This window comes from Streptomyces sp. NPDC001828, from assembly GCF_042892175.1.
GTDB lineage: Bacteria > Actinomycetota > Actinomycetes > Streptomycetales > Streptomycetaceae > Streptomyces.
In genome coordinates this window covers 1-13460 of record NZ_JBIATV010000002.1, presented here as the reverse complement: position 1 = coordinate 13460, position 13460 = coordinate 1, and the positions used below count along the sequence as shown (strand labels likewise).

Here is a 13460-nt window from a genome sequence, read left to right as displayed (position 1 = left end):
GCACCACCGGGCACACACCCCGTACCAGCTCGCCCCCGGAGGGATCACATGACGGAACGCAGGACCGTGCGGATCGCCATGAACGGCGTCACCGGACGCATGGGTTACCGCCAGCACCTCGTACGTTCCCTCCTCGCGATCCGCGAGCAGGGCGGCCTCGGCCTCGGCGGGGGCACCACGCTGTGGCCCGAGCCGGTCCTGGTCGGCCGGCGCGAGCACGCGCTGAAGGCGATGGCCGACCAGCACGGCCTGACCGAGTATTCGACCGATCTGGACGCGGTCCTCGCCGACCCGGGCATCGACATCTACTTCGACGCCCAGGTGACGTCGGCGCGCGAGGAGGCGCTCGGCAAGGCCATAGCGGCGGGCAAGCACATCTACACCGAGAAGCCCACGGCCACCGGCCTGTCCGGCGCGCTGGGCCTGGCCCGGCTCGCGCGCGACGCCGGCGTCAAGCACGGCGTCGTGCAGGACAAGCTCTTCCTGCCGGGGCTGCTGAAGCTGAAGCGCCTGATCGACGGCGGGTTCTTCGGCCGGATCCTGTCCGTGCGGGGCGAGTTCGGCTACTGGGTCTTCGAGGGCGACTGGCAGTCCGCGCAGCGCCCGTCGTGGAACTACCGCCGCGAGGACGGCGGCGGCATCGTCGTGGACATGTTCCCGCACTGGGAGTACGTCCTGCACGAGCTGTTCGGCCGGGTCACCTCGGTGACCGCGCACGCCGCCACCCACGTCCCACGCCGCTGGGACGAACAGGGCGAGGCCTACCCGGCGACCGCCGACGACGCCGCGTACGGGATCTTCCAGCTCGAGGGCGGCGCGGTCGCGCAGATCAACTCCTCCTGGGCGGTACGGGTCAACCGCGACGAGCTCGTCGAGTTCCAGGTGGACGGCACCGAGGGCTCGGCGGTGGCGGGCCTGCGCAACTGCCGTGTCCAGCACCGCAGTTCGACCCCGAAGCCGGTCTGGAACCCGGATCTCCCGGCCACCGAGCGATTCCGTGAGCAGTGGCAGGAAGTGCCGGACAACGACACGTTCGACAACGGGTTCAAGGCGCAGTGGGAGCTGTTCCTGCGGCACGTCGTGCTCGACGAGCCGTACCACTGGGACCTGCTCGCCGGGGCGCGCGGCGTCCAGCTCGCCGAGCTGGGCCTGCGCTCCAGCGCGGAGGGCCGCCGCCTCGACGTCCCGGAGGTCACGCTGTGACGCTGCGGCTCCCGTCCCCGGACGGCACGACGAGGCGGTACGAGCCGCGCTCGACGCCGCTTTCCCTCTCCCCCGGCCCAACTCCCCTCTCCCGTACGGTCTTCTCGGCGGCGCACATCGTGGCGGACCCGTACGCGGACGTCTCCCCGGACTCCCCCGCCGCCATCGACTGGGAGGCGACGCTCGCCTTCCGCCGCCACCTGTGGGCGCACGGTCTCGGGGTCGCCGAGGCGATGGACACCGCCCAGCGCGGCATGGGCCTGGACTGGCCCGCGGCGGCAGAGCTGATCAGGCGAAGTGCCGCCGAGGCCAGGGCGGTTGGCGGCCGGATCGCGTGCGGGGTGGGCACGGATCAGCTCACCTCCGCAGGCGATGCGGCCCAGGTGCGGTCGGCCTACGAGGAGCAGCTCGCCCTGGTCGAGGACGCGGGGGCCCAGCCGGTCCTGATGGCCTCGCGGGCCCTGGCGGCGGCGGCCCGCTCCCCCGAGGACTACGTGGCGGTCTACGCCGACCTCCTGCGCCAGGCGTCCGGACCGGTGATCCTGCACTGGCTGGGCCCGATGTTCGACCCGGCGCTCGACGGCTACTGGGGCTCGTCCGACCTGGACGCGGCGACGGAGACCTTCCTGGAGGTCATCGCCGCGCGGCCCGACAAGGTCGACGGCATCAAGGTGTCCCTCCTGGACGCCCGCCGCGAGGTCGAGCTGAGGCGCCGCCTGCCGGACGGCGTACGGTGCTACACGGGCGACGACTTCAATTATCCCGAACTGATCGCGGGTGACGAACAGGGCTTCAGTCACGCCCTGTTGGGCATCTTCGACCCGCTTGGCCCGCTGGCGGCGGAAGCGGTACGCGTTCTGGACAAGGGGGACACGGCCGCCTTCCGCGCCCTCCTCGACCCGACCGTCGAGCTGTCCCGCCATCTGTTCGCGGCCCCGACCCGCTTCTACAAGACGGGAGTTGTGTTCCTGGCGTGGCTGTCGGGCCACCAGTCGCACTTCACGATGGTCGGCGGCCTCCAGTCGGCGCGGTCGCTGCCTCACCTGGCGCGGGCGTACGAACTGGCCGACGGGATCGGCCTGTTCCCCGATCCCGCGCTGGCCGCAGCCCGCATGGCATCCCTTCTGAACGTATCCGGAGTCCCCCAATGACCCCTTCGGCTTCGACGCAGCCGCCGTCATCGCGCTTCAGCATCAACCAGATGACGGTGAGGCAGCTCTCCCTGCCGGAGCTGGTGGACGCGTGTGTACGGCTCGGGGTGCGCGGGGTCGGCCTGTGGCGGGAGCCGGTGGCGGCGTACGGGCTCGAAGCGTCGGCGAAGCTGGTGCGGGACGCGGGGCTCGACGTCACCACGCTGTGCCGAGGGGGCTTCCTCACCGCCGTCGAGCCGGCTGCCCGCGCCGCCGCCCTCGCCGACAACCGCGCCGCGATCGACGAGGCGGCAACGCTGGGCACGGACACCCTGGTCCTGGTGTCGGGCGGGCTCCCGGCCGGATCCAAGGACCTCGCGGGCGCGCGGGAGCGGGTGGCCGAGGCGCTGGCCTCGCTCGGGCCGTACGCGGCGGCGCGGGGGGTGCGGCTGGCGATCGAGCCCCTGCATCCGATGTTCGCCTCGGACCGCTGCGTGGTGTCCACCCTGAACCAGGCGCTCGACCTGGCGTCGGCGTTTCCCCCTTCCCAGGTGGGAGTCGTGGTCGACACGTACCACGTGTGGTGGGACGACGCGGCGCCGGGAGCGGTGGTGCGGGCCGGGGCGGCCGGGCGCATCCATTCCTTCCAACTCGCTGACTGGGTAACGCCGTTGCCCGCGGGCGTACTGAACGGCCGGGGTCAGTTGGGGACGGGGTCCATCGACCTGGCGTGGTGGGCGTCGCTCGTGGAGCTTGCGGGGTATTCCGGGCCGGTGGAGGTCGAGCTGTTCAGCGACGCCTTGTGGGCGGAGGACGGGGTCGCCCTGCTGGCCGACACGGCGTCCCGCTTCACGGAGCTCCTGGGATAGCCCCTGGCCCCGCCGGGGCTCCGCCCCGGACCGCGTTCACGCCTTAGGGATGCTCGTGCCGGCCCGCACCCGATCCTGCTAGGGGCGCGGGGAACCGCGCGACCAGCCACGCACGGTCCGCAGACGAGCCAGGGGACCCGGGGCGCAGCCCCGGAAGTCCCATCCCACCCCTCATCCACCCCCGGAGGGTCTCGGGAAGGGGCGGGGTGGGGAAAAAATCCCCCCAGCAGAAAGGACCCCCATGCCCCCCAAAATCGCCCTCTCCACCCTCGGCCTCCCCCGCATGCCCATGCCGGACGTGGCCCGCCTCACCGCCGCCACCGGATACCAGGGCGTCGAACTACGGGCCCACCCCGAGGAACCCGTACACCCCGGCATCGGGATGCGTGAACGGGCCGCCACCAGAAGGGAGTTCGAGGCCCACGGCATCGAGATCCTCACCATCGCGGGCTACGCGAAGGTCACCCACCCCCTGGCCCCCCACGAGCTGCCCGAGCTCGTAACGCTCGCCCACGACCTGGGCGCGAGCTGCGTCCGCGTGTTCCCCGGCGGCGACGGCACCGCGGAGGCCGAGGACAGGGCCGTACAACAGCTCACCGAGGCAGCCCAGTTGGCGGAGGACAGCAGCGTACGGATCCTCCTGGAGACCCACGACTCCCACCGCACCGGCGCAGCCGCGGCGGCCCTCCTGGACCGCGTGAACAGGAAGGGCGTCGGCGCCCTCTGGGACGTCATGCACACCTGGCTCGGCGGCGAGACCCCCGCCGAGTCGTTCGCCCATCTCGCGCCCCACCTCGGCTACACCCAGGTGAAGGACATCGCCTCCGCCGAGGACACCACTCCCCTCCCCCTCGGCACCGGCGTACTCCCCCTCACCGAGTGCGTCGCCCTGCTCCCGCCGGACGGCTGGCTGTGCTGGGAGTACGAGAAGCGCTGGTACCCGGATGCCGCCGCCCTCCCGGAGCTGCTCGCGGCGGGCCGGGCGTACCTGACGGGGCTGACCGGGGCGTAGGCAGCCCCTGCCCGCGCGCAGCGTCGCGGCGGCGTCCAGCCGCCGTCCACGCCGCCCGCCCCGGCCCCCCTGGCCGCACCAGCGACGTGAGCGCCACCCCGCCCACCAGCAGCGCCGCCGCACCCCACCGCAGCGGCGTCACCGGCTCTCCCAGCAGGACCGCCGCCGAGGACATGCCGAACACCGGGACCAGGAGGCTGAACGGTGCCACCGAGGAGGCCGGGTAGCGGCGGAGCAGCATCCCCCACGCCCCGAAGCCGAACACCGTGCTGATCCACGCCACGTACACCAGCGCCCCCGCCCCGCTCCAGTCGAACCCGGCCAGCGCCTCGGCGTCCCGCTCCGGTCCCTCGAAGAGGAGGGAGAGCGCGAGCAGCGGGAGTACGGGGACGACGGAGACCCACACCATGAAGTTCAGCGCGTCGGGCGGGGCCGCCCTGCGCGTCAGGACGTTCGAAACGCCCCAGCACGCCGCCGCGCCCACCGTCAGCGCGAAGCCGAGCAGCGGCCCGCCCGAGCCCTCGTCCACCCCCGCCACCACGATCCCCGCGAGCGCCACGGCCATCCCCAACAACCGCACGCCGCGCAGCCGTTCACCCAGCACGGCCATCGCCACGACGGCCGTGAACACCGCCTGCACCTGAAGCACGAGCGACGAGAGACCGGCCGGCATCCCCTGGCTCATCCCGATGAACAGCAGCCCGAACTTCGCGACCCCGAGCACCAGGCCCACCGCCACGATCCACTTCCACGCGACTTTGGGCCGCCCGACGAAGAACACGGCGGGCAGCGCCGCGACCAGGAAGCGCAGGGCTGAGAACAGCAGCGGCGGGAAGTGGCCGAGGCCCACGTCGATGACGACGAAGTTGACCCCCCAGACGGCGGCGACGAGCACGGCGAGGGCGATGTGTACGGGACGCATGCGTCGAGGATCACGGCCCACGACCATTCAGCACCAGCGCGGATTCGTTGATGATGGCCGGAAGCACTGCTTAATCGTCATCGCCACGACACCCGGGAGGACCCGTGCTCGACCTCGCCCGGCTGCGCGCACTGCACGCGGTCCACGTGCACGGCTCGGTCGCCGCCGCCGCCGTAGCGCTCGGCTACACCCCGTCCGCGATCTCCCAGCAGATCACCAAGCTGGAGCGCGAGACCCGTACGACGCTGCTCGAACGCCGGGGCCGTGGCATCGCGCTGACCGACGCCGCACTGCATCTCGCCGCAGCGGCACGGGAGTTGATGGACGTCATCGAGCGTACGGAGACCACGCTCGAAGAGCGGCGCGGGCAGCCCACCGGGGTGCTCACGGTCGGCGCGTTCGCCACGGCCGCGCGCGGACTCCTCCCGCCGGCCCTCGCCGCCCTCGCCCGCGAACACCCCACTCTGGAAACCCGGTTGTCCGAAGTCGAACCGCACCTCTCGGTCGACCTCGTGGCCAAGGGCGTCATCGACCTCGCCGTCGCCCACGACTGGGACATCGCCCCGCTGCCCGCTCCCGAGGGCGTCGAGTGCGCGGTCATCGGCGACGACCACTGCGACGTACTGGTCCCGGCGGACCACCCCCTCGCGTCCCGCCCCGCGATCCACCGCGCCGACCTCGCCCACGAACCCTGGATCTGCCAGCCTCCGGGCTCGGTCTGCCACGACTGGCTCGTCCGCACCCTGCGCGCCGACGGCCACGAGCCGTACCTGCGCCACCGGGCAGCCGAGTACCACACCCAACTCGCGTTGGTAGCAGCCGGTTTGGGTATCGCCCTGATACCGCGCCTCGGCCGTGGCCCCCTCCCCGAGGGCGTCGTGGCCCTCCCCCTCGACCCGGTCCCGACCCGCCGCCTCTACGCCCTGTGGCGCACGGGCGCGGCCCGCCGCCCCGCGATCACCACCACGATCCACGCCCTCCACGAGGCGTGGGCCCGGCTCAGCGACTGAGCGCGCCGCACCATCGCAGGAACGCCCCTGACCTGCTCAGTTACCGTCATCGAGCGGGCGCACCGGAAGTTGCAGTGGCTGTCGCCAGTCGCCCAGCCTGGTGAGGAGGAAGCGTCGGGCGAGGGACCGTATGTCTCCCCACGCGGGATCTGTGACCAAGGCATCGCCCCAGAAACCGAGTCGGCCAACGGCATCGATCCCGCCCAGACGACGGCCTATCTCCTGAAGGTTGCGCAGATCATCGGGCTCGTAGAGTCCGCGTTCCGCGAGTTCTTCGGAAACGCCGCAGTACAACTCGGCGTCCTCAACGACGTCTTTCGTCTCCAGCTCACGCTCACCCAACCAGGCAAGTTGATCTCGCGTGTCGGCTGCCAGGAGGGCCATGAGGTGCAGCGTCTGGGTGCGGATGCTTACGTCGCCAAGATGATTCACGCATGCACCATCGCACACGTATCGCTCACCGCCCGCCGAGTTCCATCGCACCCAGACGCCGGGTGCCCCCGCGACTTCTCGGGACCCCCTCTCCCCGGCGCCCCGCGCTCAGGGCGACGGTCCACGTCCTCAGCGGCCGAGCGCGCCGCCCTTGACCGCGCCGACGAACTCCGTCCAGGCCGTCGGCCCGAACACGACGGCCGGCCCGGTCGGGTTCTTGCTGTCCCGCACGGGGACGCACGCGGAGCAGGCGTCGCTGAACTCCAGGCACTCGCCGCTGGTACCGCCGCTGTACGTGGACTTCCGCCAGGCGTCGCTGACTTCGAGGCAATCGCCGCTCGTTCCGCCGCTGTAGCTGGACTTCCGCCAAGCGGGCAGGACGGAGGCATCAGGGATGCTGTGCTCATTGCGCTTCATGCTCATAATCCTCCGCTATGGACTTGATCAGCGCCAGGGACTTCCTGTGCGACAGCGCGTCTCCCAGTGCGTGCTCGTAGGCCACCTGACACTCGCGCACTACGGACGGAAGCTCCCAAACCCTGCCCGTCCGCAGGCCTTCCACGTACGCAATCGGAGGGAGGTCCTCGAACCACATGAGCGAAACGATGCCTTCCAACAGCGAGTGGGCGCCGACCTCGAAGGGGAGGACGTGCAGCCGGACTCGACGCTGTTCGCCCAAAGCTGCAATGTGCAGCAGCTGATGACACATCACTGCGGGTCCGCCGATTGGGCGACGCAGGACCGCCTCGTCCAGCAGTGACCACACCACGGGCGAATGGAAGTCTTCGAGAACGCGGGCGCGAGCCAAGCGCGTGCTCAGTAGCCTGTCACGTTCTTCGTCGCTCTTCGGCCTGGCTCCGGAGGCAAGCACCTCACGTGCGTAGGCCTCCGTCTGGAGGATTCCCGGCACCAGTTTCGCCGCGTAGTCGTGAATCACGGTCGCCTGGCCCTCGAACTCCAACGCCTCCGCGAAGTGCTCCGCAACCTTCCGCCCGTCCAACGTCGGCAGGAACCGCTCAAAGAACCCCCCAGTCCCCAGCACCGAATCGAGCCGCCGCGCATCGGCGGGGTCCGGGCGGCGCCTCCCCGCCTCGATGTGGGCGATGTGCGTGCGCGACATCACCGCACGTTGGCTGAGCTCCTCCTGCGTGAACCCGGCCGCCTCCCGCTTGGCCCGGAGTTCCTCGCCGTACTTGGTACGGGACTCGGGGTTGTCCTCGATGGCCATGGCATCAACTCCCCTTCTTGCAGGCTCCGTTGTCACCCTCGGTGCACTTTTCAGCGTACGGAACGCGACCCCACGCTGTGAGCGGAATGACACACACAGTGAGAGGCAGTGCGATGGGAGCCCACGACGTGGGGGCGTACGTCGCCCACACCGGGACGGACGTGTACGGGCCCGGCAAGGTGATCGGCACGGACGGTGACTGGCGGCGCGTCCGGTTCGTGTACTTCGTCGCGACGATCGCCGCGCGTGATCTGCGCACCGCCTCCGCACAGGAGGAGGGAGAGGTACGCGCATGGCTGACGGAGAAGGCGGTCCGGCATGGGGGGCGCTGGTAGCGGGGCCGGCGCTCGCGTTGCGGGTGTCGCAGGACGGCGGGCGGACGTGGGAGCCGTACGTCATGCCGCGCCTCGCGCCGGAAAGAATTTCGGCGAGGCTGTCACATTTCGCGGCGCCACTCGGTCAGTGCGGTGAAGGCGAGCGCAAACGCCACCCACTACACACAGGAGTCACCGCCATGCAGGCACGTATGACGAACCCCGTCCAGGTCCTCCCCAACGCCCTGCCCGCCGTCCTCGGCGTGCTCAAGGCCGCCAAGGAGGGCGGGGTGGACGAGTCCACGCTGGAGCTGGTGCATCTGCGGGCCAGCCAGATCAACGGGTGCGCCCCGTGCATCGACCAGGGGGTCAAGCAGGCCCGCAAGGGCGGGGTGAGCGAGGACAAGCTGGCCACGGTCGTCGCGTGGCGGGAGGCGCCGTACTTCACGGACGCCGAGCGCGCGGCCCTCGCCCTGACCGAGGCCTCGACTCGCCTCGCCGACCGCCCGGACGCGGTGTCCGACGAGGTCTGGGACGAGGCCGCCCGGCACTACGACGAGAAGGGGCTCGCCTCGCTGGTGCTCATGATCGGCGTGACCAACCTCTTCAACCGGCTCAACGCCACCACCCGGCAGGTCGCGGGGGCGGCCTGGTAGCCCGGGGCAGCATGGGGCGATGCGCGCCACGGGGGTGTGCCGCATCGCCCGCCCCACCCCCGACGCCCGCCCCCACGCCCCGACGCGGCTCGCGCACATAGCCTTGACTGACAATAACTTTCCGGATATCGGTTCAGTTTGGAAGTTTCTTCCACTTCCTGGTTCGCCGGGTACCACCGCCGGAAGGAGCGCACGTGCAACAGCAGCACCGCACCTCAAGACGCAGCCTCCTGAGCACCACCGCCGCCGTGGCGGCCGCCACCGTGTTCGGCGCCCCGCACCCCGCCCGCGCGGCGGACGCCGCCGCGGACGGCAGCCGCACCGACCGCCGTCTTCGCTCGCTCATCGCCCGCATGACGGTCGAGGAGAAGATCGGGCAGCTCTTCGTCATGCGGGTCTACGGGCACTCCGCGACCGCCCCCGACCAGGCGGACATCGACGCCAACCTGCGCGAGCTGGGCGTGCGCGACGCGGCCGAGCTGATCGCCAAGTACCACGTCGGCGGCATCATCTACTTCACGTGGGCGCACAACACCCGCGACCCGCACCAGATCGCGGACCTGTCCAACGGCATCCAGGCCGCCGGGCTCGCCCAGCGCGTTCCGCTGCCGCTGCTGATCGCCACCGACCAGGAGCACGGCGCGGTCTGCCGGGTCGGCGCGCCGGCCACGCTCTTCCCGGGGGCGATGGCCCTCGGCGCGGGCGGTTCGACGGGAGACGCCCGCACGCTCGGCCGCATCTCGGGTGCCGAACTCTCGGCGATCGGCATCCGGCAGGACTACTCCCCCGACGCCGACGTGAACATCAACCCGGCCAACCCGGTCATCGGTGTAAGGTCCTTCGGCGCGGATCCCGCCGCCGTGGCCCGCATGGTCGCGGCCGAGGTGCGCGGCTACCAGGACTCCTCGGTCGCGGCCACCGCCAAGCACTTCCCCGGGCACGGCGACACCAGCGTCGACAGCCACACCGGCATCCCGGTGATCACTCACACCCGGGAGCAGTGGGACCGCCTCGACGCGCCGCCGTTCCGGGCCGCGATCGCCGCCGGGATCGACGCGATCATGACGGCACACATCCAGTTCCCCGCGCTCGACCCGAGCAACGACCCGGCCACCCTCTCGCGCCCCATCCTCACCGGCATCCTGCGCGAGCAGCTCGGCTTCGACGGGGTGGTCATCACGGACTCCCTCGGCATGAAGGGCGTGCGCGACAAGTACGGGGACGACCGGGTGCCGGTGCTCGCCCTGAAGGCGGGCGTCGACCAGCTCCTCGACCCGCCCAGGCTGGACGTGGCGTTCGACGGGGTGCGTTCGGCGGTGGCGAGCGGCGAGTTGAGCGAGGCCCGCCTCGACGAGTCGCTCCTGCGGATCCTGCGGCTCAAGGAGCGCCGGGGACTGTTCGCCCGGCCGTACGTCAGCGCTCGGGGCGTGGACCGGACGGTGGGGGTCCGGGCGCATCTGGCCGCCGCCGACGACATCGCCGAGCGGACCACGACGCTGCTCGCCAACCCGCACGGGCTGCTCCCGCTGTCCCGGCGCAGCCACCGCCGGCTCCTGATCGTGGGCGCCGACCCCGACTCCCCCTCCGGCACCACCGGCCCGCCCACCCGGGTCATGGCCCGCGCCCTCACCGAACTCGGCTTCCGCACCTCGGTGTTGAGCACGGGCACGCTGCCGTCCCAGACGCAGATCGACGCGGCGGTACGGGCGGCCTCCGCCGGGCAGGACGCGGTGCTCGTCGGCACGTACAACGCGGGGGCGGGCGGCGCGCAGAGCAGGCTGGTGGCCGCGCTCGGCGCGAGCGGGGTGCCGGTGATCCACCTCGCGATCCGCAACCCGTACGACATCGCGTACCTGAGCGGGTACGCGGCTTCGCTCGCCACGTACTCCTGGACGGATGTCGAACTCCGGGCGGCCGTAAGGGTGTTGGCGGGCCGGGCCCGGCCGCGCGGCCGCCTCCCGGTGGCCGTGCCACGGGCCGACGACCCTACGCAAGATCTCTACCCGATCGGTCACGGCCTGACGTACTAGGCGTACGCCGCAGACCCGGCGCACCACCCCCAAGTGACCCAAACCCCCCTGTACGCCTGGCGCGCACCCGCTCCACGGGGTCAAGCTTGAGCGGTATCCGGGGGGACGTATGCGTACGTACGGTTCGGGCTGGTTGGTGTGTCTGGTCTGCCTGGTCGCCCTCGTGGCGGCGGGGGCGGCGGGGTGCCGGGATGGTGGATCGGGAACGGCGGCGCAGGTCACCCTGACGACGGCTCCGACGCCGAGCCCCACGCCGACGTTCCTCGCCACCGGCGGGTGCGCCGCCCGCGAGGGGGTGGAGAGCGCGCCGTCCTTCCACGAGGTGCCCTGCACGAGCGAGCGCGCGGGGGCGAGGGTGGTGGTCCGCCGGGCGGGCCCGGTCGCGGCGGGGGCGGCCGTCGACTGCCCCCTCGCCACGGACTTCGTCCTCTACGTGTCCGAGGGGGCCCCGGTGGCCCGGGGCTACGCCTGCATGCGGAACCTGGAGCCCCCGCACCCCGGGGATGCCGGGGCCGGGGGCGGGCCCTTCACGGTGGTGGGCGACTGTGTGTACGCGACGGGTTCCGACCAGGTGCGGGAGACGCCGTGCGACGGGTCCGGGGCACATGCGCCCCAGCACAGAGTGGCGTCGGCGGTCGCCCGCAGGGCGCTGTGCCCACCGTCCACCACCCTGTACGTCACCCTGACCGGCCCCCAGCCCCCGGTGGGCTGCGCCCGGCGGGTCTAGCCTGCGGCGTTATCCGTTTTCTACTCGGTGCGACAAGTGCAGCGTGAGTTCGGCGTTGGCGAGCATCCTGACGATTTCGATCGGGAGCTCCCTGAACTCCACCATCACCACGTCCGCAGGATCCACTCGGTAGACGTTCCCGTCCAAACCCCGGGCTTCGACAACGTAGCGGAACGCGACAACCCCACTGGGATCGTCCACGACTTGCCACGTCGCACGATGGCGGCGGATGAGAACATCCGCGAGGTACGAGGTCAGGTCACTGTGAAGCGTCGCCCAGTCCGACTGTTCGAAATCACCCAAGGGAAGCCGAGACACATAGTTCTGAAGTGCCGGAATGAGGCTCAGCGGGTCGTGCGTGTACGTCTGATATGGAATGCCCAGCATGTCGGCCAGTTCAAGGACATTTTGCTGCCCACCCTCCGCCCACTGCCGAAGCGCCGATTGAGGATCCTGATCCTCTCCCCGCTGATTCATGAGATGCATTCCTTTATGTGCGAGTTCACTTCATTTTCGGGGCAGGGCCGTACTCGACGAATATGATACGTGCCTCTGTCAGATACTTTCGCAGCTCGGCGGACGGTCCGGCATGGGTGAACACCCACCGGGGATCGAACGTCGGGTCGGCCCGCCGCAGAGCCAGATCCTTGTGGATCTGTTCCCTGATGTGTTTGCTCAGCGGGACCTCCACTTTGACCGTCTGATGACCTCCTCCGTCAAGCGTGAGCGTCCGATATTCCTGATACGTCTTCACTTCCAGGGCCAACGTCCGCCCGTCGGGGAGATCGACCGGGACGTCGACTTTTCGACCACCGGTGGTCTCGACGGGATAGAGGGGATGGCTGTTGGTGGGTACGGGATAGTGCCGTTCGGCACCACCACCGTGCATTTGCCGGAAGTAGTCCTCCGCAGCGGACCACCGCGTGCGCTTGTCGCGCAGCCGTCGTAGTTGGTCGAGACTCAGGTGAGCCTGCCCGGGAGGCAGGGCAGACCTCGTGTAGTCGGGTCCCTCACTCAGCGGCTCAGCGGGGTGATCTGCGCGTACGGAGTCCGCCTCGCCTTCATGACCGGGGTGGGAACCATCACCACTTGGCTCGGCCGGCCCATGGCCACGCGCTTCGTCACCTGAGCTTCCGGAACGGTGGTCGTCATGGTGAGCAACCCCCTCCCGCCCATCCGCCGGGCGGCCTGACGCACCCGAGTCGTGAACGGGTGTGCTCCGAGGGCCCGTTGGAGGCTCGGCACGGTCCGCTCCCCCGTGAGATGCGGTCGGCCCCCGACCCCAATTCTCCGCCCTCTCATGAGACATGTGATCGCCAGAGGTACTGGGACTACCGGCCCCTGGTCCTGCGTCGTGTCCCGCCGTGTGTTCTCCCGGCTGCCCGCCGGCCATCGCGGGTTCCTGGTGGGGGAGGTGGTTGTCCAGCAACGTCCGGTCGGCCGCGCTGAGTTCGAGGGGGGCCGGGGCGGTGGTGCCGTCGGGGTGGGTGACGGTGAACTCGCCGTCCGCGTAGGTGAGTCTGCTGCCGTCGGACCATTCGATGTGGGGGCCGGTCAGGTGGGCCCCGTCCGTGAAGGGGGCGGCGGGCAGGCCCTTCAGGGTCTTGAAGAGGTCCAGGACCTTGACCGTGCCGAAGCCGCCCGCCTTGAACACGTACGTCATGGGGTCGACCGCCCGGCCCGCCTTGCCCAGGGCCGAGACGGTCCTGGCGACCGCTCCGCCCTTGGCCGCCGTGCCCGTACCGCCGGTGAACACGGTCGTCAGGACGTTGAAGGCGACCCCGCCCGCCGCACGGGCCGGGTTCTTGCCCCACTCGTCGTAGGCGATCAGCGCCTTGCCGGTCTCCTTCAGCGCGGTACGCGAATCGCGGAGCCACTTGGGCATCGTGCCGGCGGGCGCGGTCAGGAAGAGACCGCCGACGCCCGG

14 protein-coding genes and 1 pseudogene are annotated in these 13460 nt (G+C 70.9%); 9 read left to right on the top strand and 6 right to left on the bottom strand.

Features of this window, described 5'->3' with window-relative positions; translation table 11 throughout:
• Positions 1-48: 48 nt before the first annotated feature.
• The 4 genes and pseudogenes from ACFYZA_RS06930 to ACFYZA_RS06915 form a co-directional block, all read left to right on the top strand.
• The gene (locus tag ACFYZA_RS06930) at positions 49-1203 is read left to right on the top strand and encodes a Gfo/Idh/MocA family protein (protein ID WP_388488046.1); all 1155 of its coding nucleotides are present in this window, start codon (positions 49-51) and stop codon (positions 1201-1203) included.
• Positions 1200-2354 carry a dihydrodipicolinate synthase family protein gene (locus ACFYZA_RS06925; protein ID WP_388488044.1) on the top strand — a complete coding sequence of 385 codons (1155 nt, stop codon included), beginning with the start codon at positions 1200-1202 and terminating at the stop codon, positions 2352-2354. The genes ACFYZA_RS06930 and ACFYZA_RS06925 overlap by 4 nt, the downstream gene beginning before the upstream one ends.
• Positions 2355-2404: 50 nt before the next feature.
• Complete coding sequence (locus ACFYZA_RS06920; RefSeq protein ID WP_382600435.1) at positions 2405-3202, top strand: sugar phosphate isomerase/epimerase family protein; 798 nt, start codon at positions 2405-2407, stop codon at positions 3200-3202.
• Positions 3203-3443: 241 nt separating this feature from the next.
• Positions 3444-4112 (top strand): annotated as a pseudogene (locus ACFYZA_RS06915) (sugar phosphate isomerase/epimerase family protein); the annotation flags it as partial.
• Here ACFYZA_RS06915 and ACFYZA_RS06910 read toward each other — a convergent pair.
• Positions 4075-5136 (bottom strand): EamA family transporter, encoded by a 1062-nt coding sequence (locus tag ACFYZA_RS06910; RefSeq protein ID WP_388488041.1) that lies wholly within the window; start codon positions 5134-5136, stop codon positions 4075-4077. The pseudogene ACFYZA_RS06915 and the gene ACFYZA_RS06910 overlap by 38 nt on opposite strands.
• Before the next feature lie 104 nt (positions 5137-5240).
• On the opposite strand from ACFYZA_RS06910, the gene ACFYZA_RS06905 reads away from it, so the two are divergent.
• Positions 5241-6146, top strand: coding sequence for a LysR family transcriptional regulator (locus ACFYZA_RS06905; RefSeq protein WP_382600440.1), 906 nt, complete (start codon positions 5241-5243; stop codon positions 6144-6146).
• A gap of 36 nt (positions 6147-6182) precedes the next feature.
• Here the strand turns inward: ACFYZA_RS06905 and ACFYZA_RS06900 are convergent, their stop codons facing one another.
• From ACFYZA_RS06900 to ACFYZA_RS06890, 3 genes are all read right to left on the bottom strand, one after another.
• On the bottom strand, positions 6183-6578 hold the full coding sequence (locus ACFYZA_RS06900) for a hypothetical protein (protein WP_388488039.1): 396 nt from the start codon (positions 6576-6578) through the stop codon (positions 6183-6185).
• 129 nt (positions 6579-6707) lie between these two features.
• Positions 6708-6995: a DUF397 domain-containing protein gene (locus ACFYZA_RS06895; RefSeq protein ID WP_388488037.1), complete on the bottom strand. Its 288-nt coding sequence runs from the start codon at positions 6993-6995 to the stop codon at positions 6708-6710.
• Entirely contained in the window at positions 6982-7806 is an 825-nt protein-coding gene (locus ACFYZA_RS06890; protein WP_388488034.1) for a Scr1 family TA system antitoxin-like transcriptional regulator, read from the bottom strand. The genes ACFYZA_RS06895 and ACFYZA_RS06890 overlap by 14 nt, the downstream gene beginning before the upstream one ends.
• A 113-nt stretch (positions 7807-7919) precedes the next feature.
• On the opposite strand from ACFYZA_RS06890, the gene ACFYZA_RS06885 reads away from it, so the two are divergent.
• The 4 genes from ACFYZA_RS06885 (at position 7920) to ACFYZA_RS06870 (ending at position 11533) form a co-directional block, all read left to right on the top strand.
• Positions 7920-8141, top strand: coding sequence for a hypothetical protein (locus ACFYZA_RS06885; protein WP_382600448.1), 222 nt, complete (start codon positions 7920-7922; stop codon positions 8139-8141).
• A 179-nt stretch (positions 8142-8320) separates the two neighbouring features.
• Complete coding sequence (locus ACFYZA_RS06880; RefSeq protein ID WP_382600451.1) at positions 8321-8776, top strand: carboxymuconolactone decarboxylase family protein; 456 nt, start codon at positions 8321-8323, stop codon at positions 8774-8776.
• 194 nt (positions 8777-8970) lie between these two features.
• On the top strand, positions 8971-10806 hold the full coding sequence (locus ACFYZA_RS06875) for a glycoside hydrolase family 3 protein (protein ID WP_388488031.1): 1836 nt from the start codon (positions 8971-8973) through the stop codon (positions 10804-10806).
• A 109-nt stretch (positions 10807-10915) separates the two neighbouring features.
• Complete coding sequence (locus ACFYZA_RS06870) at positions 10916-11533, top strand: hypothetical protein (RefSeq protein ID WP_388488030.1); 618 nt, start codon at positions 10916-10918, stop codon at positions 11531-11533.
• A 9-nt stretch (positions 11534-11542) separates the two neighbouring features.
• Here the strand turns inward: ACFYZA_RS06870 and ACFYZA_RS06865 are convergent, their stop codons facing one another.
• Positions 11543-12010, bottom strand: a complete 468-nt coding sequence (locus ACFYZA_RS06865) for a hypothetical protein (RefSeq protein ID WP_388488027.1) — start codon at positions 12008-12010, stop codon at positions 11543-11545.
• A 25-nt stretch (positions 12011-12035) separates the two neighbouring features.
• The gene (locus ACFYZA_RS06860; RefSeq protein ID WP_388488025.1) at positions 12036-13418 is read right to left on the bottom strand and encodes a hypothetical protein; all 1383 of its coding nucleotides are present in this window, start codon (positions 13416-13418) and stop codon (positions 12036-12038) included.
• Positions 13419-13460 lie beyond the last annotated feature (42 nt).

Bases quoted from the DNA above. Each gene is read 5' to 3' on its own strand.
- ACFYZA_RS06930 (WP_388488046.1), top strand. From the start codon at position 49: ATGACGGAACGCAGGACCGTGCGGATCGCCATGAACGGCGTCACCGGA.
- ACFYZA_RS06920 (WP_382600435.1), top strand. From the start codon at position 2,405: ATGACGGTGAGGCAGCTCTCCCTGCCGGAGCTGGTGGACGCGTGTGTA.
- ACFYZA_RS06910 (WP_388488041.1), bottom strand. From the start codon at position 5,136: ATGCGTCCCGTACACATCGCCCTCGCCGTGCTCGTCGCCGCCGTCTGG.
- ACFYZA_RS06895 (WP_388488037.1), bottom strand. From the start codon at position 6,995: ATGAAGCGCAATGAGCACAGCATCCCTGATGCCTCCGTCCTGCCCGCT.
- ACFYZA_RS06890 (WP_388488034.1), bottom strand. From the start codon at position 7,806: ATGGCCATCGAGGACAACCCCGAGTCCCGTACCAAGTACGGCGAGGAA.
- ACFYZA_RS06885 (WP_382600448.1), top strand. From the start codon at position 7,920: ATGGGAGCCCACGACGTGGGGGCGTACGTCGCCCACACCGGGACGGAC.
- ACFYZA_RS06880 (WP_382600451.1), top strand. From the start codon at position 8,321: ATGCAGGCACGTATGACGAACCCCGTCCAGGTCCTCCCCAACGCCCTG.
- ACFYZA_RS06870 (WP_388488030.1), top strand. From the start codon at position 10,916: ATGCGTACGTACGGTTCGGGCTGGTTGGTGTGTCTGGTCTGCCTGGTC.
- ACFYZA_RS06865 (WP_388488027.1), bottom strand. From the start codon at position 12,010: ATGAATCAGCGGGGAGAGGATCAGGATCCTCAATCGGCGCTTCGGCAG.
- ACFYZA_RS06860 (WP_388488025.1), bottom strand. From the start codon at position 13,418: ATGCCCAAGTGGCTCCGCGATTCGCGTACCGCGCTGAAGGAGACCGGC.